The sequence below is a fragment of the Actinomadura macra NBRC 14102 genome (assembly GCF_001552215.1).
GTDB classification, from domain to species: Bacteria; Actinomycetota; Actinomycetes; order Streptosporangiales; family Streptosporangiaceae; genus Spirillospora; species Spirillospora macra.
This window is the reverse complement of record NZ_BCQT01000010.1, coordinates 571704-596903: the sequence shown is the minus strand read 5'-3', so window position 1 is coordinate 596903 and position 25200 is coordinate 571704. Positions and strand designations below refer to the sequence as shown.

General features: G+C 71.5%; 20 protein-coding genes. 8 read left to right on the top strand and 12 right to left on the bottom strand.

Going from position 1 to position 25200, the window contains the following annotated elements:
- The first annotated feature begins 172 nt into the window (after positions 1 to 172).
- The 3 genes from cysD to AMA02S_RS19505 are packed head-to-tail and all read left to right on the top strand — an operon-like array spanning position 173 to position 3053.
- Positions 173 to 1084, top strand: a complete 912-nt coding sequence (gene cysD / locus AMA02S_RS19515) for a sulfate adenylyltransferase subunit CysD (RefSeq protein WP_067460560.1) — start codon at positions 173 to 175, stop codon at positions 1082 to 1084.
- Positions 1084 to 2334 carry a sulfate adenylyltransferase subunit 1 gene (locus AMA02S_RS19510; RefSeq protein ID WP_067460557.1) on the top strand — a complete coding sequence of 417 codons (1251 nt, stop codon included), beginning with the start codon at positions 1084 to 1086 and terminating at the stop codon, positions 2332 to 2334. The genes cysD and AMA02S_RS19510 overlap by 1 nt, the downstream gene beginning before the upstream one ends.
- Before the next feature lie 26 nt (positions 2335 to 2360).
- Positions 2361 to 3053: a response regulator gene (locus AMA02S_RS19505; protein WP_067460554.1), complete on the top strand. Its 693-nt coding sequence runs from the start codon at positions 2361 to 2363 to the stop codon at positions 3051 to 3053.
- Positions 3054 to 3124: 71 nt separating this feature from the next.
- On the opposite strand, the gene AMA02S_RS19500 is transcribed toward AMA02S_RS19505, so the two are convergent.
- The 3 genes from AMA02S_RS19500 to AMA02S_RS19490 form a co-directional block, all read right to left on the bottom strand.
- Positions 3125 to 4714 carry an outer membrane protein assembly factor BamB family protein gene (locus tag AMA02S_RS19500; protein WP_067460551.1) on the bottom strand — a complete coding sequence of 530 codons (1590 nt, stop codon included), beginning with the start codon at positions 4712 to 4714 and terminating at the stop codon, positions 3125 to 3127.
- A gap of 122 nt (positions 4715 to 4836) precedes the next feature.
- Entirely contained in the window at positions 4837 to 5625 is a 789-nt protein-coding gene (locus AMA02S_RS19495) for an SAM-dependent methyltransferase (RefSeq protein WP_067460548.1), read from the bottom strand.
- Positions 5626 to 5844: 219 nt separating this feature from the next.
- Positions 5845 to 6765 carry an NAD(P)-dependent oxidoreductase gene (locus AMA02S_RS19490; RefSeq protein ID WP_245667652.1) on the bottom strand — a complete coding sequence of 307 codons (921 nt, stop codon included), beginning with the start codon at positions 6763 to 6765 and terminating at the stop codon, positions 5845 to 5847.
- An 81-nt stretch (positions 6766 to 6846) separates the two neighbouring features.
- Between AMA02S_RS19490 and AMA02S_RS19485 the strand changes: the two genes are divergently transcribed.
- Positions 6847 to 7458 (top strand): TetR/AcrR family transcriptional regulator, encoded by a 612-nt coding sequence (locus AMA02S_RS19485; RefSeq protein WP_067460545.1) that lies wholly within the window; start codon positions 6847 to 6849, stop codon positions 7456 to 7458.
- A 97-nt stretch (positions 7459 to 7555) separates the two neighbouring features.
- Positions 7556 to 8725 carry a serine hydrolase domain-containing protein gene (locus AMA02S_RS19480; protein WP_084265323.1) on the top strand — a complete coding sequence of 390 codons (1170 nt, stop codon included), beginning with the start codon at positions 7556 to 7558 and terminating at the stop codon, positions 8723 to 8725.
- Here the strand turns inward: AMA02S_RS19480 and AMA02S_RS19475 are convergent.
- The gene (locus tag AMA02S_RS19475) at positions 8722 to 9285 is read right to left on the bottom strand and encodes a carboxymuconolactone decarboxylase family protein (RefSeq protein WP_067460542.1); all 564 of its coding nucleotides are present in this window, start codon (positions 9283 to 9285) and stop codon (positions 8722 to 8724) included. The two genes, AMA02S_RS19480 and AMA02S_RS19475, sit on opposite strands and share 4 nt — an antisense overlap.
- Positions 9286 to 9339: 54 nt before the next feature.
- Positions 9340 to 10059, bottom strand: a complete 720-nt coding sequence (locus AMA02S_RS19470) for a DUF4286 family protein (protein WP_157430704.1) — start codon at positions 10057 to 10059, stop codon at positions 9340 to 9342.
- A gap of 39 nt (positions 10060 to 10098) precedes the next feature.
- On the opposite strand from AMA02S_RS19470, the gene AMA02S_RS19465 reads away from it, so the two are divergent.
- Positions 10099 to 10872 carry an IclR family transcriptional regulator domain-containing protein gene (locus AMA02S_RS19465; protein ID WP_067460536.1) on the top strand — a complete coding sequence of 258 codons (774 nt, stop codon included), beginning with the start codon at positions 10099 to 10101 and terminating at the stop codon, positions 10870 to 10872.
- 147 nt (positions 10873 to 11019) lie between these two features.
- Complete coding sequence (locus AMA02S_RS19460) at positions 11020 to 12387, top strand: cation:dicarboxylate symporter family transporter (protein ID WP_067460533.1); 1368 nt, start codon at positions 11020 to 11022, stop codon at positions 12385 to 12387.
- 128 nt (positions 12388 to 12515) lie between these two features.
- On the opposite strand, the gene AMA02S_RS19455 is transcribed toward AMA02S_RS19460, so the two are convergent.
- The 7 genes from AMA02S_RS19455 to AMA02S_RS19425 form a co-directional block, all read right to left on the bottom strand.
- Positions 12516 to 13076 (bottom strand): helix-turn-helix transcriptional regulator, encoded by a 561-nt coding sequence (locus AMA02S_RS19455; protein ID WP_067460530.1) that lies wholly within the window; start codon positions 13074 to 13076, stop codon positions 12516 to 12518.
- A 139-nt stretch (positions 13077 to 13215) separates the two neighbouring features.
- Positions 13216 to 16272 carry an AfsR/SARP family transcriptional regulator gene (locus AMA02S_RS19450; RefSeq protein WP_169806853.1) on the bottom strand — a complete coding sequence of 1019 codons (3057 nt, stop codon included), beginning with the start codon at positions 16270 to 16272 and terminating at the stop codon, positions 13216 to 13218.
- A gap of 32 nt (positions 16273 to 16304) precedes the next feature.
- On the bottom strand, positions 16305 to 17576 hold the full coding sequence (locus tag AMA02S_RS19445; protein ID WP_067460527.1) for an MFS transporter: 1272 nt from the start codon (positions 17574 to 17576) through the stop codon (positions 16305 to 16307).
- A gap of 233 nt (positions 17577 to 17809) precedes the next feature.
- A complete protein-coding gene (gene fabG, locus AMA02S_RS19440; RefSeq protein ID WP_067460524.1) occupies positions 17810 to 18514 on the bottom strand; it encodes a 3-oxoacyl-ACP reductase FabG in 705 nt (234 codons plus the stop codon).
- Positions 18511 to 20766 carry a type I polyketide synthase gene (locus AMA02S_RS19435; RefSeq protein WP_067460521.1) on the bottom strand — a complete coding sequence of 752 codons (2256 nt, stop codon included), beginning with the start codon at positions 20764 to 20766 and terminating at the stop codon, positions 18511 to 18513. The genes fabG and AMA02S_RS19435 overlap by 4 nt, the downstream gene beginning before the upstream one ends.
- Positions 20763 to 21809, bottom strand: coding sequence for a beta-ketoacyl synthase N-terminal-like domain-containing protein (locus AMA02S_RS19430; protein WP_084265322.1), 1047 nt, complete (start codon positions 21807 to 21809; stop codon positions 20763 to 20765). The genes AMA02S_RS19435 and AMA02S_RS19430 overlap by 4 nt, the downstream gene beginning before the upstream one ends.
- Entirely contained in the window at positions 21806 to 23065 is a 1260-nt protein-coding gene (locus AMA02S_RS19425; RefSeq protein WP_067460516.1) for a beta-ketoacyl-[acyl-carrier-protein] synthase family protein, read from the bottom strand. Before AMA02S_RS19425 ends, AMA02S_RS19430 begins: the two co-directional genes overlap by 4 nt.
- 322 nt (positions 23066 to 23387) lie before the next feature.
- Between AMA02S_RS19425 and AMA02S_RS19420 the strand changes: the two genes are divergently transcribed.
- Positions 23388 to 25166 carry an AMP-binding protein gene (locus tag AMA02S_RS19420; RefSeq protein ID WP_067460513.1) on the top strand — a complete coding sequence of 593 codons (1779 nt, stop codon included), beginning with the start codon at positions 23388 to 23390 and terminating at the stop codon, positions 25164 to 25166.
- The last annotated feature ends 34 nt before the right edge of the window (positions 25167 to 25200 follow it).

The window sequence follows — 25200 nt, the reverse complement described above, 5'->3', positions numbered from 1 at the left end:
CGCCGCTTTCGGTGACATGCCCTGGGCGTCGCTGGTAAATGGACGGTAAAGCTGCATGTGAAGCGCCCTTTCTTTGGGAACGATCCTGCATTTCTTGACAGTTGCGTTACCTGTCTGATGATTCGGGTAAGGGCTGCGAGATCCCTGGTCCCCGCTCTGGAGGTTGGCGTTCATGCCTGCCCATGACCTGCAGATCTCGCACCTTGAGGTACTCGAATCCCAGGCCGTCCATGTGATCCGTGAGACCGCCGGGACGCTCGGCCGTCCGGCGTTGCTGTTCTCGGGCGGTAAGGACTCGACGGTGCTCGCCCACCTGGCCCGCCGGGCGTTCTGGCCCGCCCCCGTGCCGTTCCCCGCCGTCCATGTCGACACCGGTCACAACTTCCCCGAGGTGATCGAATTCCGGGACGCCTTTCTCGGCCGGCTCGGGATGCGGTTGATCACCGTCTCGCTGCCGGAGATGATCCGCGCGGGCCGGCTGAGCGAGCCGCCCGGCACCGTCGGCCGCAACCGTCTCCAGGCCGACGCGCTGCTCCAGGCCGTCGAGGAACACGGTTTCGACGCCCTGCTCGGCGGTGCCCGGCGCGACGAGGAGAAGGCCCGCGCCAAGGAGCGCGTGTTCTCGCTGCGCGACGAGTTCGGGCAGTGGGAGCCGCGCGACCAGCGGGCCGAGCTGTGGTCCAACTACAACACCGCGCTCGTCGAGGGGCACAGCCTCCGCGTGTTCCCGCTGTCGAACTGGACCGAGGCGGACGTGTGGTCCTACGTCGAGCGCCACGACGTCGCGTTGCCGCCGCTCTACTACGCGCACCACCGGACGGTCTTCGCCCGCGACGGCATGTACTTCGCCGACAACCCGTTCGCCCCGCCCGGTGACGGCGAGGAGCCGCGCGAGCTGCGGGTCCGCTTCCGGACGGTCGGGGACATGCTCTCGACCGGCGCCATCGAGTCGGCCGCCACCACACCCGCCGAGGTCCTGCGGGAGATGGCGGAGTCCCGGCTCAGCGAGCGCGGCGCGACGCGCGCCGACGACCGCTTCTCCGAGTCGGCCATGGAGGAACGCAAGCGGGAGGGGTACTTCTGATGGAACTGCTGACGTTCGTCACCGCCGGGTCGGTGGACGACGGGAAGAGCACGCTGATCGGCAGGCTGCTGCACGACACCGGCTCGATCCCCGACGATCAGATCGAGGCCGTCGCGCGCTCCAGCGAGCGGATGGGCCTCGACGAGACCAACCTCGCGCTGCTCACCGACGGCCTGCGCGCCGAACGCGAGCAGGGCATCACCATCGACGTCGCGCACCGCTACTTCGCCACGCCCCGCCGCAAGTTCATCATCGCCGACGCCCCCGGCCACGAGCAGTACACGCGCAACATGGTGTGCGGCGCGTCGGTGTCCGACCTCGGGCTGCTGCTCGTCGACGCCCGTACCGGCCTCACGGAGCAGACCCGGCGGCACGCCTTCCTGCTGTCGCTCCTCGGCGTCCCGCACCTGCTGGTCGCGGTGAACAAGATGGACCTCGTCTGCCACTCCCGTGCCGCCTTCGAGCGGGTGAGCGCAGAGGTCTCGGACTTCATGACGCGGATGCGGGTGCCCGACCTCACCTTCGTCCCGATCTCCGCGCTGAACGGCGACAACGTCGTCCGCCCGTCCGAGCGGATGGACTGGTACGGCGGCGGGACCGTCCTGCACCATCTGGAGACGGTCCACATCCGCTCCGACCGCAACCTCGTCGACGCCCGATTCCCCGTCCAGTACGTGCTGCGCCCGAGGTCGGACGAGTACCACGACTACCGCGCCTACGCGGGGCAGGTCGCCGGCGGCGTCTTCCGCCCCGGCGACGAGGTCATGGTGATGCCCAGCGGCATGACCAGCACCGTCGCGTCGGTGGACGGCCCGGACGGTCCGCTGGACCGGGCGTTCGCGCCGATGTCGGTGGCGCTGCGGCTCGCCGACGACCTCGACGTCTCGCGCGGCGACCTGATCTGCCGTCCCGGCAACCGGCCCGAACCGCTCCAGGACATCGACGCGATGATCTGCTGGATGGACGGCACCCGTGTCGCCCCGCGCGCCAGGCTCCAGCTGAAGCACACCGGCCGCGACGTCCGCGCGCAACTCCGCGAGATCGTCTACCGGGTGGACGTGAACACCCTGCACCGCGCCGAGGCCGGTTCGCTCGGCGCCAACGACATCGCCCGGGTCCGGCTGCGCACCGCGCAGCCGATCATGTGCGACGACTACACCCGCAACCGGACGACCGGCAGCTTCATCCTCATCGACCCGAACACCAAGCGGACCGTCGCCGGGGGCATGGTGAACCCGTCCCGCCGCTGACCGCCGCCACGACCGAGGAACCCCCCATGCGCGTGCTCGTTTGCGAACGTCTCCCGATCGTCCGGCACGGGCTCTCGGCCCTGCTGGAGGGGGAGACCGACATCGACCTCATCGACACCACCGCCAGCGGCATCGAGGCCATGGTCCTGACCCGGCGCCACCGCCCGCACGTGGTCGTGACCGGCCTCTCCCTTGAGGGCATGCCGGGTCTGGAACTGGTCCGGCGCCTCAACGACGAGGACCTCGAACCGGTGCCCCGCGTCGTCGTGTTCTCCCGGACCCAGAACGAGGACACCATCGACAACCTCCTGCACGAGGGTGTCAGCGGCCTCCTGGTGGAGGAGGTGACCAGGGAGCAGCTCCGTACCGCCGTGCACGCCGCGGCGGACGGTCACACGATGCTCGCCCCGCAGGTCGCGACCCGCCTGGTGGACTGGTACCGGCAGCAGGACGCCGGGACCGAGGCGCCGCTGCGCTCGGACCTGGACTCCATCACCGCGCGGGAGCGGGAGGTGCTGACCCTCTTCGCCCGCGGCATGTCGGTCGAGGAGGTCGCCGCCACCCTGTTCATCGGCATCACCACCGTCCGGACGCACGTCTACCGGCTGCGCTGCAAGCTTCGGCTCAAGGACCGCGCCCAGCTCGTCTCGTTCGCCTACCGTGCCGGCCTCATGCACGGCGGCACCCTCTTCGACAAGGCGACCGCCGCCCCTCACTGACGGCGGCCGGGGCCCCGGCGGGACGTCACCGACGGCGGTCGGGGCACCCGCCGGACGTCACCCGCCGGACGTCACCCGCCGGACGGCCCGAAGACGTAGAACCTCCGCGCCATGGTCGCCCAGTCGGCCTGATAGCCGTTCCCCCAGTAGACCAGCCCGCCCGCCACGGCGGGCCCCGCCATGGACGTCCCCTCACCGGGAAGATCCTTCAGCACCTTCCCGGTGGCGGCGTCCACCGCGTACATGTGACCGGTCGTGGAACCCGCGTACAGCACCCCGTTGGCGACGGTGACGGCGGCCATCATCCACCCCCGGGACGGGTCGGGCGTCTGCCACAGCACCCTGCCGGTCGAGACGTCCAGGGCGGCGAGCGACCCGTAGTCGATCCGCCGCCCGTCCGGCAGGGTGTAGGGCCGCTTGTCGAAGTTCGCCTCGGCGACGTAGACCCGGCGGCCGTCGGCGGCGCTGCCCCACTGGATGCCGCCCTTCTGGCCGCTCGGGCCCGGCGCCGACCGCCAGACGACCTTGCCCGTCGCCGCGTCGAGCTGCCAGTACATCCCGCTCTTCTGCCCGGCTCCGACGAGCACCCGTTCGTTCCCGGGGCGTCCGGTCCGCACAACGTGCGCACCGTCGCCGAAGTCGGCGTCCGGGCTCTTGCCCGGCGGGCAGTTCTGCGGCGGCGCGCCGGGCAGGCAGCCCGAGGTCCAGGTGTCCCAGATGCGGTGGCCCGTCGCCCAGCGGACCGCGCCGGTGCGCCGGTCCAGCGCGACGATGGAGTCGATGTAGTTGTCGCGGGGGAAACAGTCCTCCGGCGACCTGCCCGCCTTGCGGCACTTCTCGGCGCTTGCGGGAATCGAATAGTTGTTACCCGTCGTCACGATGACCGTCCCATGCACCGGGTCGATCGCGGGCGTCCCGCTCCACACCGCGGCGCCGCTGTAACCGCCGCTGCGGCCCTTGTTCTCGGGGACGAAATAGGTCCGCCAGAGCACCTTGTGCGTGCGGACGCTGACGGCGACCAGGCTGCCCCGGAATTTGCAGCAGTCGTACTTCGGCCCGGCCGCCTGGTCCTCCTCCCCGGACGCGATGCCCTGGTAGACGACGCCGTCGTGCACCATCGGCGACTGGGTGACCCAGCTCGCGAACTGCGTGTCGAGTACCGTGCTCCACTTGAGCGCGCCCGTCCGGACGTCCACGGCGAGCAGCCGGGACGCCGTGGAGGTGACCTTCGGAACCTTGCCGGTGGCGTGCAGCCCGTAATGATCCCCGATATAGACGGTGTCGCCGTCGACCGCGGGGCTGGTGCGCGAGTAACTGCCCTGCTCCCCGGTGTACTCGGTGACGCGGCGGGACCAGATGACCCTGCCGGTCCGGGCGTCGAACTTCGTGAAATAGCCGCCGTCGTCCGGGACGTAGACGGCGTCGTCCACGACGGCGGGGGTGGCCGACACGGCGCCGTGCGTCTTCGCGCTCCACCGTGTGGTGAGGCGGCCGGCGTTGGACGGGCCGATCGTGCGCTCGTCCGGATTGTTCCGCGTGGCCGCGCTGTTCTGCCCGCCCACCGGCCACTCACCGGACGACTGGACGGACCGTGTCTGCGGTGAGCACGCCGTCCCGAGGAACAGGACGGCGGCGAACGCGATCGGGCGAAAGAACTCCATGACATTCCTTACGTCGCCTTTCGCCCGAGTCAACCACCCTTCGTATTTCCCGCTCGCCATCACCATGAGGAGCGGGTGTCATCACCACGATGAAATCCGCGCCGCGGCGTGCGCGGTCATGGTCAGTTCTTCTTCGCGACACCACCCCATGCGTCGCTCTGGTTCGGGGACTCGAACGGGCTGGGTTCCGGACGCCACAACTGGATCTCGACGAGGCCGGGAGGGACGCTCTCGAATCCGTCCAGCAAACGGTCGAGTTGTGCCGGGCTGCGGAGCTGGTACGGCACCGAGCCGCCCTCGTTGTAGATGCGGGTCGCCTCGACGTAGGCCGGGTTCGTGTTGGTGCCGTCATACAGGGAGAGGAAACTCCCGGCGGGCAGAGCGTCCTTCAGGGGTTCGACGATGGAACGCACCAGCTCGTCATCCTCGGTGATCCGGATGTGCCCCAGAACGCCCATGAGCATCAGCGCGACGGGACGGGTGAAGTCCAGTTTCGTGCGGGCGGCCTCCAGGATCGAGCCGGGGTCGTGGAGGTCGGCGTCGATGTAGTCGGTCCCGCCGGTGTTCTTGCTCGTCAGGAGTGCGTGGGCGTGCGCGAGCACGAGGGGGTCGTTGTCGACGTAGACGGTGCGGGCCTCGGGCGCGACGCGCTGGGCGACCTCGTGGGTGTTGTCGTGGCTGGGCAGGCCCGTCCCGATGTCCAGGAACTGCCGTACGCCCTGCTCCTCGGCGAGGTAGCGGACGACGCGCATAATGAAATAGCGGGATGTTCGGGCCATGTCGATGATGCCCGGATAGATTGCGGCGAACTGGTCTCCGGCCTCCCGGTCCACGGGATAGTTGTCCTTACCGTCCATCCAGTAGTTCCAGATCCTCGCCGAGTGCGGGATCGACGTGTCGATCTCCGACATAAGATCTTTCTCGGCCTCGTGCCAGGAGAATGATTCATCGCCGGTCACGGCTACCTCCAGCCAACGGGTGATTCCCGTGCGAGCCCGCGTTACTTCGGAGAACGCGGCCTGAATGTAGGTAAGCAAACATCGAAGGTCACGACAACCGGATCAAAGGCGAATGAAGCCTATTCTTGTCGGCCGGGCCGCCGGGTACGAGCGAGGCGGAGTAAGCGTCCGCTATGCGCCGGCGACACGCTTCCCGTCCGGAACATCTTCCGGGCTCGCGCCGGTCCGGGACTCGATCGCGCGAAGGACCGCGACCATGTCCGACCGGCCGTGCCCGAGCGCGAGGGTCTCGCGGTAGAGGGCGTGGCAGACGTCCAGCAGGGGGGAGGCGACGCCGGACGCGCGGGCGGCCTCGGCGACCAGGCGGTTGTTGTCCAGGACGTTCGAGATCGACGCCTGGACGTCGAAGTCCCGATCGACGATCTTGTGGGCCTTCGCGCGGGACACGGTGCTCGCCATCGGGCCCGCGTCCAGCACCTCCAGGAGCCGCCGCCCGTCCAGCCCCTGCCGCTCGGCGAAGTGGAACGCCTCCGCCAGCCCGGTGACCATCGTGATCAGGAACAGGTTGACCGAGAGCTTCATGAGCAGCGCGCCGGGCACCGGCCCGCACGCGAACGTCTCCTGGCACATCGGGCCGACCAGCGGACGGACCACGTCCACGGCCGCCTGCTCGCCGGCCAGCATCACCACCAGCCGCCCCGCCTCGGCGGGGCCGCGCGACCCGGACACCGGCGCCTCGACGTAACGGCCTCCCGCCGCGCGGACGTCGGCTTCGAGCCCGCGGGAGTAGCCGGGCGCCGTCGTCCCCATGTGGACGACCACGCGCCCCTCGACGTTCGCGGCGAACGCGGGGGTACCGCGTCCGAGCGTGCCGTCGATCGCCGCGCCGTCCGCCAGCATGAGGAACACCACGTCCGCCCGCCGGAACACCTCGCCGGGGGTGGCCGCCACCATCGCGCCGGCCGCGCGCAGCGCCTCGCTCTTGGCGGCCGTGCGGTTCCAGACGACCAGCCCGGTTCCGGCGCGGACGAGGTTGAGCGCCATGGGCAGCCCCATGACCCCGAGACCGATGAAACCGATGCCCACGCGCACGACCGCCTCCACCGACCTTGCGGACTATGACAGTGGTCATGATAATGATCCAGGTAGAAACGGCAATAGAGAGGAAAGACTTTGACGGCTTCCGAGCGGGGCCCGCGGGAGCGGATGGTCTTCAGCGCCGCGCAGCTCATCCGCCGCGACGGGGTCACGGCGACGGGGCTCCGGGAGGTCGCCGAGCGCGCCGGGGCGCCGCGCGGCTCGCTCCAGCACTACTTTCCCGGCGGCAAGGAGCAGGTGGTGAACGAGGCGGTGGAATGGGCGGGCCGCTACGCGAGCGGGCGCGTCGCCCGGTTCATGTCCACGATGTCGCGTCCCACGCCGTCCAGGTTGTTCGCGGCGATGGTCCGCCAGTGGAGCGAGGAGTTCTCGTCGGCGGGCTTCGCCGGGGGCTGCCCGGTCGCCGCGGCGACGGTCGACTGCGCGGACTCTGTCGAGTCCACCCGTACCGCGTCCGCGGCGGCGTTCGCCGCCTGGCGGCGCCCGGTCGCCCGGGAACTGGCCGGGATGGGCGTCCCGCCCCGGCGGGCCGACGCGCTCGCCACCCTGATGATCAGTGCGCTGGAGGGTGCGATCCTGATGGCCAGGGCCGAGCGGAACGTCCGCCCCCTCCGGGCCGTGGCCCGCGAGCTGGGCCCCTACCTCGACTCCGCCACCGTCCAGCAGGGCGGACGGGCCGACCTCTGAGGTGACGATGCGTCCCCCGCGCGAGGGACAGATCGCCCCGTGAATTGGCTTGGCCGGGGGACGACCGCACACGATGATCTCCGTACCGTAATGGCGCATGAAGGCAACCCTCCGCTCCGTCGGCCTGACCGCGGTCGCCCTGCTGAGCACCGTCACCGCATGTGGAGCCGGTCCCGCCTCCGGCGCGGCTCTCCAGAACGGCGGCCGTCCGCTCGCGACGCCGGCCGGCGAGCGCACCGCCCCCGCCATTCAGAATTTCCTGGACGCGACGCTGCCCGCGGGACCCGGCGGCACCGTCGTGGCCGCACGCGACGGCAGGCTTCTGCACTGCAAGGGCTTCGGTCTCGCCGACCGGGAGAAGGGCATCCCCGCCCGCTGTGACACCGCCTACGACATCATGTCGATGACCAAGCAGTTCACCGCCGCCGCCATTATGAGAATGGAGGCGATGGGAAGGCTGCGGGTGACCGACCCGATCAGCACGTTCCTCGGCCCGGTGCCCGCCGACAAACGCGGCATCACCCTGCACCATCTGCTGAGCCACACGGCGGGCCTGAACGACGAGATCGGGATCGACGACTACACCCCGATCTCCCGCGACGGGATGCTCGGCATCGTCCTGAAGTCCCGGCTGCAATCCGCGCCCGGGGCCGAGTTCCACTACTCCAACCTGGGATACAGCGTCCTGGCGGCGATCATCGAGAAGGTCTCCGGCACCGGCTTCGAACGTTTCCTCGCCCAGCACCTGTTCGCTCCGGCGGGCATGACGCGGACCGGATATGTGCTGCCGCGCTGGGACCGTGACCAGATCGCGGTGGAATACGACGAGGACGGCAAGCGGCAGGGAAGGCCGTTCGAGCATCCGTGGGCCTCCGACGGGCCCTACTGGGGGCTGCGCGGTAACGGCGGCATCATCTCGACTCCCCGCGACATGTTCCGCTGGCACCGTGCCCTGGAACGCGACACGATCCTTCCCGCAAGCGCCAAGCGCAGGATGTTCCACCCGCACGTGCACATCGGCGAGCACAACGGTCTCGACCTCTACTACGGCTACGGCTGGGCCGTCACCCGAAGCGGCGGCAACAAGCTCGTCAGGCACGACGGCGGCAACGACTGGTCCTACGGCGAGTTCTCCCGCTACCTCGACGACCGCGTGCTGGTGTTCTGGATCACCAACCACGCCTACCAGAAGAACAGGTGGAACTTCGAGGAGCTGAACCCGAAACTGACCCTGGGCATCATGACCCGGGCCCGCACGGCGCGCTAGTCGGTGACGCGCAGGACGCGCAGCTGGGCGGCGATCAGACGGTAGTAGCCGACGAGGGTGATCAGTTCGTAGAGGCGGGTGAGGCCGAGGGCTCCGGCGGCTACGGCGAAGGCGTCGTCGGTGAGGTCGCCGGTGGCGGTGAGCTCGCGGGTGGCGGCGAGGACGGCGGCTTCGGCGGGATCGTCGAGTGGGCAGGGGGCGCCGGTGTGGACGGCGCTGATCTGGTCCTCGGTGAGACCCGCCTGGAGGGCGGCGTGGTGGTGGACGGCCCATTCGTAGTCGGAGCGCTCGTGCGCCGCTACCGCGAGGATGGCAAGTTCCTTCTGGCGGGTGGTGAAGCCGGTGCGGTAGCGGACGACGTTGCCGAGTTCCTGGAGGGCGTTGCCGAGTTCGGGGCTGAGGAGCATGCCGTTGAAGGGGCCGCGCAGCCGCCCCTCACCGTCGGCGAGGGGGAAGGGGCGGGAACCGGTGGCGCGGGTGCTGTCGAGGAGCCGGTCGTAGAGCTCGCGTTGTTCTGCGGTCAGGTCCGCGGGCCGGAGCGCGTCGACGCGGGCTGGCATAGGTGTTCCCCCGGGAAGTAGGCGGTGTTTCGTAGGCGGTGTGGCGTCGGTGATTCAGCGGGTGGCCTCGGCGGCGTGCGTGCCGCCGGGGTGGAAGGTGGCGTGGTGGGTGAAGAGGCGGCGTTCGTCGGCGGTGGCGTGCCGCATGACCTCGGTGCGCCAGGGTGTGCTGGTCGCGGTGCGGTAGGCGTCGGTGTCGAAGGCGTCGAGGTGGTCGAGTTCGTGCAGGGCCAGGAAACGGGGTGCGTCGCCGTCCTGGAGGACGTAGCGGCGGGTGCGGCGCCATCCGGGGAGCCTGTGCAGGGCGGGGATGTGCTCCTGGGTGTACCAGGTGTCGAAGTCGTGTTCGCGGGCCGGTTCGATCGTGATGGACCTGGCCAGCAGGAAGGGCGGGGGTGAGGCGGCGGGGGTGCCGTGGTCGCCGCGGAGTACGTAGACGCGGCGTTGGAGGATCTCCAGGGCGGCCATGACGGCGGCCTCGCGGGCGCTTCGGTTTTCGCGCAGGCGGCGGTAGCCGGATGTGTGGAGAACGTCCAGGTCAAGGTCGTACCATGCGAGCCAGGCCGGTACGGCGCCGTCGTCGGCGTGGTACCGGTGGCCGTGGCGGACGCCGGGGAGGGCGAGGCGGGCCGGGCCGTGTTCGGTGTCGTACCAGTCGTGGAACTGTGCCGCGTCGCCGTCGCGCGGATGGGACAGGACGAAGAGCAGGCCGTCCGCCACGGTGGAGCCTTCCTGCGATGCCGGGTGTGCCAGTAATGTTCTACGGACGAACATTCGTTCGTCTGTAGATTACCTTGAAGTCGGGAGTCAGGGATGTCAAGGCAGGACCCGGATGTGATCGACTCGGTCGAGAAGGCGTTCCGCGTGCTGGAGGCGTTCTCGGCCGAGCACTCGTCCCTGACCGTGAGCGAGGCGGCGGAGCTGACCGGCCTGTCACGGGCGACCGCCCGGCGCATCCTGCTCACCTGCGTGCGGCTGGGGTACGCGGAGGTGGACGATCGCCGGTTCCGGCTGCTGCCGCGCGTCCTGCGCCTGGGGTACGGCTATCTGGCGTCGCTGCCGATGTGGGAGCGGGCGCAGCCGCACATGCGGCTGCTGGCCGACGAGGTGCGCGAGTCGTGCTCGGCGGCCACCCTGGACGGCGAGGAGATCGTCTACGTGGCCCGGGTGCCGGCCAAGCGCAGTATGTCGATCGTCCTCAACGTGGGTTCGCGGCTGCCCGCCTACCCCACGTCCATGGGGCGCGTCCTGCTGGCGGCCCTGCCCGAGGACGGGCTGCGCGGCTACCTCGGCGCGGTGCGGCTGGAGCGGCTCACCTCGCACACGATCACCGATCCCGGCGCGCTGGTCGAGGAGCTCGGCAAGGTCCGCGAGCAGGGGTTCGCGCTGGTGGACGGTGAGCGCGAGGAGGGCGTGCGGTCGGCGGCGGCCCCGGTGCGCGACAGTTCGGGCGCCGTGATCGCGGCCATCAACGTCTCGGCCAACGCGGGCCGGGTCAGCGTGGCGGAGTTGCGCGAGCACCAGGTCCCGCTGCTGGTGCGGACGGCGGAGGCGATCTCGCGGGACATCGGCTACGTCCCCCGCTGAGCCGCAGTCCCGGCGTGGTTCGACACCCGCGAGACCCGACGCGGCAGCGCCGTCTCCGGGGATCCCTCTTGACCTGGTCGGAGACGTCGGTCACACTCACCTTCTAACCGACGTACAACCGTGCGACAGGCGAACAGGGGTTGTGTGATGTCCAGAGCCGCTTCCGTCCTCCGGACCGCCTTCACCACCCGGCTCTGGCTGACGGTCCTGGTCGCCCTCGCCCTCGGCGCCGCGCTCGGGCTCGCGGCACCGGACGCCGGCGCGTCCCTGCAACCGCTCGGCGACGGCTTCATCTCGCTGATCCGGATGCTCGTCGGACCGGTGATCTTCTGCACCATCGTCACCGGCATCGTCTCGGCGGGCGCGCTCGCCGGTATGGGCCGGATCGGCGTCAAGGCCCTCGTCTACTTCGAGGTCATCACCACCATCGCGCTGGTCATGGGCCTGGTGGTGATGGACGTGCTGCGGCCCGGGGACGGCGTCCACGCCGACCCCGCCGCCATCAAGCTCGCCGGCAAGGCGAGCGAGTACGCCACCGAGGGCGAGCACCAGCACTGGTACGACTTCCTGGTCAACACCATCCCCGACAGCGTGGTCGGCGCCTTCGTCGACGGGAACGTGCTCCAGATCCTGCTGGTCTCGGTGCTGTTCGCCATCGCCGTCAAGATGATGGGCGAGCGCGGCGCCCCCATCGGACGCGGCGTGGAGCGGATCGGCGAGGCCGTGTTCGGGATCGTCCGGCTGGTGATGTACCTGGCACCGGTCGGCGCGTTCGGCGCGATGGCCTACACCACCGGCAAGTTCGGGACCAAGACGCTGACCAGCCTCGGCACCTTCGTCGGCCTGTTCTGGCTGACCGGGATCGTCTTCTGCCTCGTCGTGCTCGGCGTGGTCGCCCGGATCTGCGGCATCCGCATCCTGCCCCTGTACCGCTACTTCAAGGACGAGCTGCTCATCACCCTCGGCACCGCCAACTACGAGGCGGTCATGCCCCAGCTCATCGAGAAGCTGGAGCGGCTCGGCTGCCCCAAGCCCATCGTCGGGCTGGTGGTGCCGTCCGGCTACGCCTTCAACTCCGACGGCGTCTGCCTGTACATGGGATTCGCCGGCCTCTACATCGCGCAGGCGTTCGACATCCATCTGTCGATCTGGCAGCAACTCGGCTTGCTCGCGGTGTTCCTGCTCACCTCCAAGGGCGGCGCGGGCATCGCCGGCGCGGGGTTCGTGCTGCTCGCCGCCACCCTGTCCACCACGGGCACCGTCCCCGTCGCCGGCATCATGCTGATCTTCGGCGTCGACCGGTTCCTGTCGATGATGCGCGGCATCGTGAGCCTGTGCGGGCAGATGGTGGCCAGCATCGTCGTCAGCGCCTGGGAGGGCGTCTTCGACCGCGAACGTGCCCTGCTGGTCCTGTCCGGCCGGGCCCCCGCCGAAGACGAGGGCGTCCTTGTTGACGCCGAAAACCCCGAGTCCGTCCCGGCCGACGCGGCGCCCGCCGTCCAGGGAAAGGCGTGACCGCGACCGCGACGTTGAACCGCCGGTCTCCATCCAATTCATCGACCATTGAAATATGATCCGGAAATAGAGACCGGCGGTGCCCCCGTTCCTTGCGTGCCGGTCGCTCCCTTCGGTCGGTGGAAAAGTCAGATCAACTCGGTGGTGGCCAGGTAGACGCCGAGTTCCAGGCGGCTCCGCGCGCCGAGCTGTTCCATCACATGGCTGACCTGGCGCTGGACGGTGCGGGAGGAGATCTGGAGGGCGTTCGCCGTGGCCTGGTCGGTCATTCCGGTCGCCAGTTGCCGGAGGATGGTCAGCTGGAGTTCGCTGAGCCGGGCGGGGATCGGAGTGATCGGGTAGGAACGGTCCCAGTGGTCCTCGAAAGAGGCGATGAGCTGGTCGAGATCGGACGCGCGGACCACCGGCGGGCCGAGCGGGCCGTCACCGTTGATCACCAGCGCCTTCTTGCGGTCGACCACGAGGACGAAGGTGGAGAGCAGGTCGCCGAGGCGTACCTCCGAGGTTCCGGGTTTGGTGGCGCCTTGGATACGGCAGGACCGGGAGAGGACGATCCGTGTCCGTGTCCTGGCGCGGAGATAGGCGCTGCGAAGTGGTGCCTGCCATCCGGGAACGAGCGAGAGGATCTCGTATCGGGCGGCGGCGAGGAGTGCGGTTATCTGCTTCTGGTCATGTGCCGACAGGTGCATGCGTTGCCTCGTCTGGGAGCTTGGCTATCACCGACTCGGCATTGCAGCGGGGGTATGAGAAATGCAATGCGCTTGAAACGCTACCCACGTCGGCCTTACAGCGCGCTAACCGTTGCCGCCGCGGACTTGTCGAGTTTTCCTACCTTGTCGGTTGGGAATTTGTGAGCTCGTCGGCCTCGGCGCGCGCAGCGCGGGCCCGGTCGTGGTCGGCGGCGGCCTCGTAGGCGTCGGCCAGGGTGTGGAGCGTCCTGGCGAGGAACCAGACCCAGCCGCGGGTGCGCCAGACCCGGACGGACCTCTCCAGGCAGGCGACGGCGGAGGGGGCGTCACCCGCGGCGAGGTTCAGCTCCCCGAGAAGGGCGAGGGACTCGGCGAGATGGTGCCCGAAGTTGCCCGCGTGGCTGTAGGTGAGCGCGAGCTCGATGGTCGGACGGGCCCGCTCGTCGCCCAGCGCCGCGAACAGCTTGGCAAGATAGATCAGGGAGAATGTCTCCAGGTAACGGTCATCCAGCTCACGGGCCACACTGATCGATCGGTTGAGCAGCCGCTCGCCGGTGCCGACATCGCCGGTGAGCGCGTGCGCGGCCCCGAGGAACTGGATGATCGTGGCCTCCAGACGCCGGTTCCCCAGCATGTCCGCGACGTGGAGGGCCTTCTCCAGGCACGGGATCGCCTGCTCGGCGTTCCCCTCCCCGTACGCGACGGCCTTCATCTGGTGGGCCCGTGCCTGGCCGCCCAGGTAGTCGGCGGTCTCGGCGAGCCGGATGGCCTCGTCGGCGGCGGCGAGCGCCTCCCCGGCGGCGCCCTCGGCCACCCGTCCCCAGCCGATGGCGGTCAGGGCGTCGACCATCCCGCGCGGCTCGTCCAGCTCGGTGAACAGGCGCAGGACCCGCTCGGCGGTCTCGCGCATCGTCACCATCGCGGGCCCGCCCTGTTCCGGCGACGTCCACGTGGTGACCTCGACGAGCCCCCGCAGCAGGACGGCCTCGCCCCGCTTGTTCTTGGTGGCCCGGCACAGCCGCAGCGCGCGCTCGTGCGTCTGCCGCCAGTCGTCGTACATGCCCCGGACGTCGCAGTACTTCTCCAGGCACGCCGCCAGGTCCCAGGCGAACTCGTCCAGCCGCAGGTCGCACGCCTGCCGGGTGGCGGCGACCAGTGCCGGCAGCTCGGCGGTGAACCAGAGCGTGGGGTCGGCCAGCAGCCGCGCGGCGGTCGCCGGGGGCAGCGGACGGCGGGGGGCGTCGCCGTGGAGGGCGATGTAGGCCGGGCCCGGGACGAGGTCGGCGGCGCGCTCGGCCAGCCACAGCCAGCCGCCGAGCGCCCGGCTGAGGGCGGCGGTCCGCTGCCGGGACGCGTCCTCGGCCTCCGAGCACATGCGCGCGTAAAGCCGGACCAGTTCGTGCATCCGGTAGCGCAGCTCGCCGACGGCGTCCGGACCGACCACGTTCACCAGCTGCGCGTCGATCAGCGTCTCCAGGTGCGGGCGCGCCTCGTTCAGCGGGACGCCGAGCAGCGCGGCGACCGTCCACGCGGCGACGTCGGGTGCCTCCAGCAGGCCGATGATCCGGAACGCCCGCTGCGTCGCGGGCGGCAGCGGGCGGTAGCTCAGCTCGAAGCTGGCCCTGACCGCGAGGTCGCCGACGGCCAGCTCGTCCAGCCGGCCGCGCTCGTCGCGGAGCATGTCGGCGAGGTAGGCCAGGGTCCAGTCGGGGCGTCCGACCAGCCGACCGGCGGCGATGCGCACGGCCAGCGGGACGTGCCCGCACAGCAGCGCGATCTCCACCGCGCTGTGCGGCTCGGCCGCGACGCGCGGGGAGCCGACGACCCGGGCGAGCAGCTCGACGGCCTGCTGCGGGGAGAGGACCTCCAGGTCCAGGAGTGTCGCGCCCTCCAACCCGGTGAGCCGGTTGCGGCTGGTGATGAGGACGGCGGCGTCCGGCGCGCCCGGCAGCAGCGGCCGCACCTGCTCCTCGTTCGCGGCGCCGTCCAGGACGATGAGGACCTTGCGGCCGGCGACCCGGCTGCGAAACAGCGCGGTGCGTTCGGCGAGGGACGGGGGGACGCCCGCGCCGGTCATTCCCAGCGCGCGCAGGAACCGGTCGAGCACCTCGGCGGGCTCGACCGGGACGCCGTCGCCGTGCAGGTCGGCGTAGAGCTGGCCGCCGGGGAAGGCCGCCGTCAGCATGTGCGCGACGTGCACGGCGAGGGCCGTCTTGCCGATGCCGCCCATGCCCGCGACGGTGGTGACCGCGACGGACCGTCCCGGGCGTCCGGCGGGGCCGGCGAGGCTGTCGGCGATGCGCGCCGCCTCGTCCGCGCGGCCCGTGAAGTCGGGGATGCCGGGCGGGAGCTGCGCGGGGATCGGGACGGGGACGATCGGGGCGGCGTCCTCGATCCTGTCGAACGTTCCGACGAACGGCCGGGTGTGGGTGAGGATGCGCAGATGCGCCTCCTGGACCTGCCGGCTGGGCTCGACGCCCAGCTCGTCGGTGAGCCGCTCGCTGAGGCGGCGGTAGGTGTCCAGCGCGGTGGCGGGCTGGCCGCCCGCCGCCAGCAGGTCGATGAGCGCGGCGTGCAGCGGCTCGTCGAACGGCAGCTCCTCGGCGAGGGTGCGTACCGCGCGGATGGCGGGCTCGATCCGTTCGGCGCGCGGGGCGATGGACGCCAGGCTCATCACCGCCTCGCGGACGTCCTGCGCGACCGACCGGACGAGGATGTCGTCGCGGTCGAGGTACTCCAGCCCGGCGAGGGCGGGGCCGCGGCGCAGCTCCAGCGCGGAGAGCAGGAACGAGCTGCGCAGCTCCGGCTGCTCGACCGCATGGGCACGTCCGAGCAGCGCGCGGAAGCGGTGCAGGTCGAGGTCGGGCGCGGGGACGAGGAGCCGGTACCCGTCCTGGTAGTCGATGGACAGTTTGCCGTCCCCGAGCTGCTTGAGCCATTTGCGCAGGCGCGACATCGCGACGTGGACGGCTTCGCGGCTGGTCATCTCGGCCCGGTCGGCCCACACCAGCCGGGTGAGCCGTTCGGTGCGCAGCGGCTCGCCCTGTGCCAGGAGCAGGACGCCGAGCAGACCCTGGAGGATCTGGGACCGGGGCGGCTTCACCACCTCGTGCCCGGCGCGGATCGACAGCCGTCCGAGCACGTGGAACGTGACGTGGGCCGCGGGTCGCGGACCGGTCGAAGTTCTGATCGCCAAGGGTCGGGGTACCTCTCTCGAACCGTCGGGCTTCAACGAACCGATCGGATCGGCTGGATGGAGAGGCCCCCGACGACCGCCAGCCCGGCGGCGAGGGTGAAGAGCAGAGAGTAGCCGCCGTGCAGCACCGCCTGGGCGGCGAAGAGCGGGGCGACCGCGACCGCGCTGCTGCCGGCCATGTTGACGAGCCCGAGGTCTTTGGCACGGTCCCGCGCCTCGGGCAGGACCTGGGTGACCAACGCCTGGTCGATGGCGACGTAGACGCCGTAGCCGGCGCCGATGACGGCCGCCGACACGAGCACGACCGACCAGCTGGGCGCCAGCGACATGCAGATCAGGGCCGCGGCCATCAGCAGCGTCGCGGCGAGGATGAACACCTTGCGGCGGCCCGTCCGGTCGGACAGGCGGCCCGCCGCGACGGCCGACGCGATGGCGCCCACCGTGTAGAGGAGGCTGAGTACCGCGACGCCGCCGTCCGGGTCGTTCAATCCCACCTCGTCTCGCAGGAAGTACAGGAGGTAGAGCGTCGCCAGGGACGTGGCGAGCTGCGCGAAGAATCGTCCGCCCAACGCCCACGCGAAGTCGGGGTGCTGCCGTGGGCTGACGTACAGGTCGGCCACGAACCTCCCGGGCGAGCGCCTGCGCGTGCGCCCTCCCAACGGCGCGTCGGTGTCGTGGGCGTGCGGTTCGGGGTCGTCGGCTTGCAGGAGGTAAGGGACGGTGAGGCCCCCCACGACGGCGCCGACGAGCACGTAACCGGCCCAGATGGGGATGCCCGAGACGAGCAGCGTGCCGAGGACGAGCCCGAGTGGCATGGCCAGCCCGGCCACGGCCGAGACCATGCCGCGCTGGCTCACCGGGACGCGGTCGGGGATGGCGGCGCACAGGGCGGCGTGCATCGAGTTCACGCTGCCGTGCACCAGGATCCAGCAGAGGGCGACGGCGATGATGGACGTCTGCGACGGCAGCGCGAGCAGCGCGGCGGCGCAGACCGCGGCGCTGGCGGCGACCCAGGGGCGCCGCCGTCCGAAGCGCGAGGCGGTGCGGTCCGACAGGGCGCCGGCGACCGGGGAGGAGATGACGGCGGCGACGGCGCCGAGGGCGGTCACCATGCTGAGGTTCCAGACCTTGTTCGCCGGGTCGAGTGACTCGATCTGGCCGGGCAGCAGGATCTGGGCGGCGCCGAGCAGCCCCGCCCACATGCCGAGGGTGACAAGGAAGAGGGCGAGGACCCACAGTCGTGATATCGGCTGAACGGGAGCGTGCGGGAGCGTCGAGGACCGTGCCGTGGGGGAGCTGTCCATTCCTAACCTTGCCCTGGGAGCGAGAGCAGAGTGCAGGCCACCTGGCGAACACTACGGCAGCGTGCGCACAGGTGGGCCGCCCGGTCGTGGTCTGTCTGGTCACACCAGTGTAATCAGTCGCGACATAACGTGATGACGGGTATGAGCAGTCTGACCAGCAGTGGTCAGGAGTGTGGACGAGGGGACAGTTGCGCGTGTGGACGGAAGACGCCCCTGTCAGTGCCCGAGGCTCCTCAGTGCCCGAGGCTCCCGCCCCCGTCGATGGTGAGCACCTGCCCGGTCACCGACGCGGCCGGTTCCGAGGCGAGCCAGAGCGCCGCCGCCGCGACCTCCTCCAGCGTGGCGACGCGGCCGAGCGGCACCTCGGCGAGGATCTGATCCTTGAACTTCGTGATGACCTCGCTGGTCATGTCGGTGTCCAGCAGACCGGGCGCGATCACGTTCGCGGTGACGCCGCGCGTGGCCACCTCGCGCGCCAGCGACCGGGCCAGCCCGATGAGCCCGGCCTTGCTCGCGGCGTAGTTGGTCTGGCCCGCGTGTCCCTTGAGCCCGGACACAGACGAGATGAAGATCATCCGCCCGCGGCGCATCCGGATCATGTCGGACACCGCGGCCCTGGCGACCCGGTACGCCCCGGTCAGATTGGTGTCGATGACCCGGCTGAACGCCTCCTCGCGCATCCGCAGCAGGAGCGCGTCGTCACTGATCCCGGCATTGGAGATCAGTACCTCCACCGGCCCGTGCGCCTCCTTGACCTCCTTGAACGCCTGCGCGACCGACTCGGAGTCGGTGACGTCGCAGGTGACGCCGAACAGGCCGTCCGGCGCACCGGACCCGCGGTGCGTCACCGCGACGGCGTCGCCCCCCGCCGCGAACGCCCGCGCTATCGCCAGGCCGAGGCCACGGTTCCCGCCGGTGACGAGGACGGAGCGGCTCATGAACTTCCTCCAGGGGTCGGTCCGATCGGGTGGTTCCACCAGAAGCGCCCGGTGGCGGCGAACCCGTACGGGGTGAGCCGGTGCCGGACGCGCTGGCCGGGCTCGTACAGCTCGTCCCAGTCGGGGTCGAGGCCGTCCCGGTAGAGCCGTGCGACGACGTCGAGCAGGCCCTCGCCGGACGGCGGGACGGCGGCGGACGGAAGCTCGATGACCTCGGCCGGCGTCGCCTCCACGGCGTCCGCACGGCTGGAGTACAGGGAGATCTTCCGCTGCGGCCGGACGGGATCGGCGGCGACCTCGGCGAGCGCCTCCGAGGCGTTCTCCGGGCTGTTCTCCGGGACGTGTCGCGAGGAGTACCGCGCGGCGACGAGGCGGCAGACGTCGTCGAGCCCGGCGGTCCCGGCCAGCGCCGCCGCCGCGTACTCGCCGACTCCCTCTCCGACCACCCATGCCGGGGTGACGCCCACGTCCAGCAGCGTCTGGCCCAGCGCCCAGGTGACCGCGAAGGCGACCGGTCCGGTGGCGGGCGGCTCGTCCTCGGAAAGCGAGGCCTCGCGCACGGACCAGCCGAGGTGCGGCAGGAACGCCGCGTCGACCGCGGCGAGCGCGCACCGGTAGGCGTGGAAGCGATCATGCAGGTCCGCCGACATCCCGGGCCGCCACGCCGACTCCCCGGCGAGCACCCACCCGATCTTCTGCTTCGCCCCGGCCCGGCCGGAGTGCGCGGCGAGCGCGGTGTCGTCCTCGGCGGCCTCCATCAGGACGGCCACGGCGCGGTCGCGGTCGAACGCGGGCAGCGCGAAGCGGACCGGCCCCGAGGCCTTGACCCGGTTCGTCGTCCAGCTCACTTCCGCGAGCTGCTCGGCGGGCCGGGACGCGACGTCCGCGGCCAGCCGCCGGACGGCGCCGCGCAGACCTGCGACGTCGCGGGCCGAGACGGTCAGCACCCCCGCACCCCGCCCGCCGCCCGGCCGCCGCGCCTGCTCCGGCGCGGTCGCGAGGACGATGTGCGCGTTGGTGCCGCCGAGACCGAAGCCGCTGACCCCCGCGAGGACCTCGCCGTCCGGCAACCGCTCCGGCTCCTTGACGAGCCGCAGCCCGTTCGCCGCCAGCCGGAGCCGCGGGTTCTCGCTGTCGGAGTGGCGGCTCAGCGGGAGGACGCGGTGGTGCAGCGCCAGCGTCGTCTTGATCAGGCCCGCGATCCCGGCCGCGCCCTCGGCATGCCCGATGTTGCCCTTGATCGACCCGATCGCGCACGGCCGTTCCCGGGACACGCCGTGCACCTTGCCGAGGGCCCTGACCTCCAGGCGGTCGCCCAGCAGCGTTCCGGTGCCGTGCGCCTCGACGTAGGTGACGTCCTGCGCCCGGACGCCCGCGCGCTCGTACGCCTCGGCGATCACGGCCTGCTGCGCGTGCGGGTTCGGCGCGGTGACCGTCGTGCTGCGGCCCCCGTGGTTGACGGCCCCGCCCTTGATGACGGCGTAGACGGGCAGCCCGTCGGCGACGGCGTCGGCCAGCCGCCGCAGCACGAGCACCGCCACGCCCTCGGCGCGCCCGAACCCGTCGGCCTTGGAGCTGAACGGTTTGCACCGCCCGTCCGGCGCGGACACCTTGGCCTGCGCGAAGTAGATGTTGGACGCCGGTGTGACGAACATGTTCACCGACCCGACGAGGGCCTGGTCGCAGACGCCGGAGCGGAGCGCGGCGCACGCCTCCTCGGTCGCGACGAGCGAGGACGAGCAGGCGGTGTCGATCGCCATGCTCGGGCCCCGCAGGTCGAGCTGGTAGGAGATCCGGTTGGCCGCGATGGCGTAGCCGTTCCCGGAGCCGACATGCCCGGTGATGGTGTGGAAATGGGTCATGAGCAGGCTCATCCACTCCGAACCCATGATCCCGACGTAGACGCCCGTCCTGCTGCCCGCGAGCGAGCGCGGGTCGAGCGTCGCGTCCTCCACCGCGCGCCAGGCGGTCTGGAGCAGCAGCCGCACCTGCGGGTCGGCGACCTCGGCCTCCTCCTTGGAGAACTCGAAGAAGTCGTGGTCGAAGGCGTCGGCGTCGTCGATGAACCCCGCGTACCGGGTGTTGACCTTGCCCGGCCCGCCGTCCGGGTCGTAGTAGACGTCGGCGTTCCACCGCGCCTTGGGGACCTCGATCACCCCCTCCTCGCCGCGGACGAGCAGGTCCCACAGCGCGGCCGGGTCCGGTGCCTTGGGGAAGCGGCAGTCGATGCCGACGATGGCGATGTCCGTCATGCTCCTGGTTCTCCTTCGTCGGTCTGCACGGCGCTGCCCGTCGCGGGATCCGTCCGCAGCAGGCAGCACGCGGCATGGCCGTCGGGGTCGATGCTGGTGACCAGCGCCGGGCCGTCCCCGGCGAGGTCACCGCCGATGATCGCGGCGGCGATCTGGAACGCCGACATCGCGCCGAACACGTCGCCGATGAGGTCCGCGGTGCGTACGACCCGGGCGTGCGCGAGGTCCGGCAGGTCGGTGTCCTCGGTACCGGCGGGGACGATCAGCCCGACGTCGCCGGGGGCGGTCGCCGCAGCGTCCAGTGCGCGGTCCACGGCGGCGGCGAGCACGCCCGCCGCGTCGCGGGGTTCGGCGAACACGCCGCTCTCCAGCGCGAGGATCTCCGCGCGGACCGGACGTCCGGCCGAGAGCGCGCGCTCCGCGGGCTCGACGAGGAACACGCAACTCCCCTCGGACGCGGTGGCCTTGAGTCCCGCGGCCTCGGCGATGGCGATGCGCCGTTCGTTCAGGTCGTCGTACGCGCCGCAGACCACGGCGTCGGCGCGGTCCCGCGCGAGCAGCAGCCGCGCGTACCGCAGCGCCGCGAGCCCGCCGGCCCGGCCCGCCGTCACGGTCGCGTTCGGCCCGCGCAGGTCGTGGGCGATGGCCGCCTGCCCGCTCGCGTAGTTCATCACGCACGCCGGGACGAGCGCGGGGTTGACGTTGTCGGGCCGGGGGCGGGTCAGCGAGTCGCGGGTGAGGGTCATCGACTGGTCGATCCCGGCCGCGCCGCTGGCGAGGACGAGTCCGCGCCGCGCGGGCGGCCACCCGGCGAGGACGTCCTCGCCGAGCAGCGTCCCGATCGTCGCGAGCGCCATCGCCGAGGGCCGGTCGATCAGGCGGACGGGACGTCCCGACCCGGCGGGCGGCTCGGTGCGGAAGTCCTCCACGCGCCCGCCGGGTGACGGGCGGCCCGTCAGGACCGCCTCCCGGAAGGGCTCGACCCCGATCCCGGCGGGCGACATCAAGGACATGGCCGAGATGACGGCTCTCGTGGCGCTCATGCCGCCGCCTCGCTGCTCGACGAGGGGCGGGCCGCGAGAGCCTCCGCATGGCGCAGCACGACCGCGGCGTTGTTGCCGCCGACGCCCAGCGAGTTGACCAGCGCCGTCCGGACGCTGGCCGGGCGCGCCCGGTTCGGGACGCAGTCGACGGGGCACTCGGGGTCCGGTGTGGTGAAGTTGACGGTCGGCGGGATGAAGTCGTGCTCCATCCCCAGGACCGCCGCGATGCACGCGTGCGCGCCCGCCGCCCCCTGCGTGTGGCCGATCATCGACTTCAGGGCCGTGACCGGGGGCGGCCCGGCGCCGAAGACGTCGCCGAGCACCGCGGACTCCATCGCGTCGTTGATCTTCGTTCCGGTGCCGTGCGCGAAGACCACGTCCACCTCGTCCGGCGGCGTGCCGGCGTCGCGCAGCGCCGCGGTGAGGCACTGGGCGACGCGCTCGCGCTCCGGTCTCGTCGGGTGCGCCGCATCGCAGTTGAGCGCGAACCCGGCGACCTCGGCGCGGATCGCCGCGCCCCGGCGGCGCGCGTGGTCGAGCGTCTCCAGGACGAGCATCCCGGCCCCTTCGCCGAACATGAACCCGTCCCGGTCGAGGTCGAACGGGCTGCACCGTTGCGAGGCCCAGGCCCGCAGGCGGTAGAACCCGGCGAACGCCATCCGGCTCACCGAGTCGGCGCCGCCGCAGACGGCGTACTCGGCCTCCCCGTCCCGCAGGGCGTCGAGGGCGTGGCCGATCGCGTAGTTGCCCGCGGCGCAGACGGTCGGGATGGTCACCGCCGCCACGTTCGACAGCCCGAGTTCGGTGGCCACCGCGACCGGCAGCCGTCCGGGGTGGACGCGCCTCGCCAGCGCGGCCGGGAGCCGGCCGAGGCCGCCCGCGACCTCGGCCGCGGCGAGCGCGTCCACGTCGAGCGACTCGCCGCAGGTCGTGCCGACGGCGACGACGCCGCGTTCGTCGCGCACCCACGCGGGGTCCAGCCCGGCGTCCGACATCGCCATCCGCGCGGCGGCGGCCGCCTGCGCGCCGACCTTGCCGAAGGCGCCCGGCTCGATCCGGCGCAGGACCGCCCCGGGGTCGAAGCCGGGTACCTCGTAGGCCCGCGCGAACCGGAAGCCGGTGGTGTCGAAGCCGCTGATCGGGGAGGCGCCGCAGGCACCCGCCCGCAGCGCGGCCAGGAAGTCGTCGTGGCCGATCCCGATGCTGGAGATGACGCCGAGCCCGGTGACGACGATCCGGGGCTCGGGGTCAGCCACCGGAACACCTTCCCGAGCCGTTGGTGAGCGCTGGTCCGTGCATCGCTGTCCCTCTCGACGAATTCGGCGGAGAGAAAACGAGCATCGCGAATTAAGCGCGGCCGGCCAAGGGGCGTTAGCACGCCCTAACGTGCTGTTCTCATGGCCATGCCCGAATTGGCATGACCAGCGGCTTGACCTGTAACGACGCCGTCACTCGGCGATCAGGTCGCCGCACTCTCTCCTTTCCCGCCGGGCAGGCTCGCGTCTAGGGTTCTGGGTAAGTCGTGCGGCGATGCCTTTCTCAGTTTGGAACGAGGCGATTAATGTGAGAACGAAACCGGTGAATTCGGAACGCATATTCGCGGAACCGGAAATCGAGGCCCGGCACCGCCCGGACGGCAGCGTGCTGCTGTCGTCGCGCGTCCCGCTGGAGCCCTATGACGCCGATCTGGCGCGGCCGCTCCGCCGGTGGGCGGCGGAGCGGCCCGGCGCGGTGCTGGCCGCCGAGCGGTGGTGCGGCGCGTGGGAGAGGCTGACCTACGCGGACGCGCTAGCGTCGGCCGAAGCACTGGGGGAGGCCCTGCTCCGCCTCGGGCTGGGCCCGGACCGCCCGCTGCTCGTGCTGTCGGGGAACTCGCTGCGGCACCTCCAGCTCACGCTCGCCGGATACGTGGCCGGGATCCCCGTGGTGTCGCTCGGCACCGCGTACTCGCTGAGCGGCGGGCCCGAGCGGCTGCGGACGGTCGCCGGCATCGCCCGTCCCGGCGCGGTCTACGCCGAGGACGGACGCGAGTACGGCGCGGCCCTCGCCGCTCTCGCCGACGCGGTGCCGGTCACGATCGTCGGCAAGGGGCGGCGGGACGGCGGGGACCTGATCCTCGACACGCTCCTGTCCACCGAGCCGGGCGAGCGCCTCCGCGCGGCCGGCGCCGCGCTCACCCCGGACTCGGTCGCCCGGATCTTCTTCACCAGCGGCTCCACCGGGCGCCCGAAGGCGGTCCCGAACACGCACCGGATGCTGTGCGCGGTGCAGCAGATGATGCGCCAGGTGTGGCCGTTCCTCGCGACGACCCCGCTCACGCTCGTCGACTGGCTGCCGTGGAGCCACACCTTCGGCGGCAACCACAACCTGCACATGGTGCTGACCAACGGCGGGACCCTGTACATCGACGGCGGCGGCCCGACGCCGGCGCTGTTCCCGCGCAGCCTGCGCAATCTCACCGACGTCTCCCCGAACGTGTACTTCAACGTCCCGGCGGGCTTCGCGCTGCTCGCCGACGAGCTGGAGCGCGACTCGGTGCTCGCCAAGTGCTTCTTCTCCCGGCTCGGGCTGCTGTTCAGCGCGGGCGCGCCGCTGCCGGAGGCGCTGCGGGTGCGGATGCTGCGGCTGGCGAGCCGGTTCCGTACGGGGGAGGTCCGCTTCAGCTCCTCGTGGGGCATGACCGAGACGGCGTCCGCGGTCACCTCCGCGCATCTGGACACCGACCTGCCCGGCGCGATCGGGGTCCCGCTGCCCGGGATCACGCTCAAGCTCGCGCCGGTGGACGGGCGGCTGGAGATGCGGGCCGCGGGCCCGACGGTGATGCCCGGCTACCTGGACGACCCCGTCCGCACCGCCGAGGCGTTCGACGAGGAGGGCTTCTACCGGACGGGCGACGCCGGGTTGCCGGTCGACGCCGCCGACCCCGGCCGCGGGCTGCTGTTCGAAGGGCGCCTCACCGAGGACTTCAAACTCGCGAACGGGACGTGGGTGCGGGTGGGCGCGCTGCGCGCGGCGCTGCTCGCGGCGACCGACGAGCTGACCGAGGCCGTCATCACCGGGTCGGGGCGGGCGCAGGTCGGGGCGCTGGCCTGGGCGCGGGGCGCCGGCGACCCGGCGGCGCTGCGCCGCGTCCTGGCCGAGACGCTGGCGCGGTTCAACGCCGGGCGGCGGACGTCCCGCCGGGTCGACCGGCTGCTGCTGCTCGCCGAGCCGCCGGACCGCGACGCGGGCGAGCTGACCGACAAGGGGGCGGTGAGCCAGCTCCAGGTGCTGCGCAACCGCGCCGCCCAGGTCGAGCTGCTCTACCGCGCCCCGGCCCCGGCGGAGGTGATCCTGCCCGCCGACCATGCCGACTGACCGACCCGTCATCAGCCCTTCACCGGACCCTGAT

Bases quoted from the DNA above. Each gene is read 5' to 3' on its own strand.
- AMA02S_RS19460 (WP_067460533.1), top strand. From the start codon at position 11,020: ATGTCCAGAGCCGCTTCCGTCCTCCGGACCGCCTTCACCACCCGGCTC.
- AMA02S_RS19495 (WP_067460548.1), bottom strand. From the start codon at position 5,625: ATGTCGGAGATCGACACGTCGATCCCGCACTCGGCGAGGATCTGGAAC.
- AMA02S_RS19475 (WP_067460542.1), bottom strand. From the start codon at position 9,285: ATGCCAGCCCGCGTCGACGCGCTCCGGCCCGCGGACCTGACCGCAGAA.
- cysD (WP_067460560.1), top strand. From the start codon at position 173: ATGCCTGCCCATGACCTGCAGATCTCGCACCTTGAGGTACTCGAATCC.
- AMA02S_RS19430 (WP_084265322.1), bottom strand. From the start codon at position 21,809: ATGAGCGCCACGAGAGCCGTCATCTCGGCCATGTCCTTGATGTCGCCC.
- AMA02S_RS19500 (WP_067460551.1), bottom strand. From the start codon at position 4,714: ATGGAGTTCTTTCGCCCGATCGCGTTCGCCGCCGTCCTGTTCCTCGGG.
- AMA02S_RS19445 (WP_067460527.1), bottom strand. From the start codon at position 17,576: ATGGACAGCTCCCCCACGGCACGGTCCTCGACGCTCCCGCACGCTCCC.
- AMA02S_RS19510 (WP_067460557.1), top strand. From the start codon at position 1,084: ATGGAACTGCTGACGTTCGTCACCGCCGGGTCGGTGGACGACGGGAAG.
- AMA02S_RS19455 (WP_067460530.1), bottom strand. From the start codon at position 13,076: ATGCACCTGTCGGCACATGACCAGAAGCAGATAACCGCACTCCTCGCC.
- AMA02S_RS19435 (WP_067460521.1), bottom strand. From the start codon at position 20,766: ATGACGGACATCGCCATCGTCGGCATCGACTGCCGCTTCCCCAAGGCA.
- fabG (WP_067460524.1), bottom strand. From the start codon at position 18,514: ATGAGCCGCTCCGTCCTCGTCACCGGCGGGAACCGTGGCCTCGGCCTG.
- AMA02S_RS19470 (WP_157430704.1), bottom strand. From the start codon at position 10,059: ATGTTCGTCCGTAGAACATTACTGGCACACCCGGCATCGCAGGAAGGC.
- AMA02S_RS19505 (WP_067460554.1), top strand. From the start codon at position 2,361: ATGCGCGTGCTCGTTTGCGAACGTCTCCCGATCGTCCGGCACGGGCTC.
- AMA02S_RS19480 (WP_084265323.1), top strand. From the start codon at position 7,556: ATGAAGGCAACCCTCCGCTCCGTCGGCCTGACCGCGGTCGCCCTGCTG.
- AMA02S_RS19465 (WP_067460536.1), top strand. From the start codon at position 10,099: ATGTCAAGGCAGGACCCGGATGTGATCGACTCGGTCGAGAAGGCGTTC.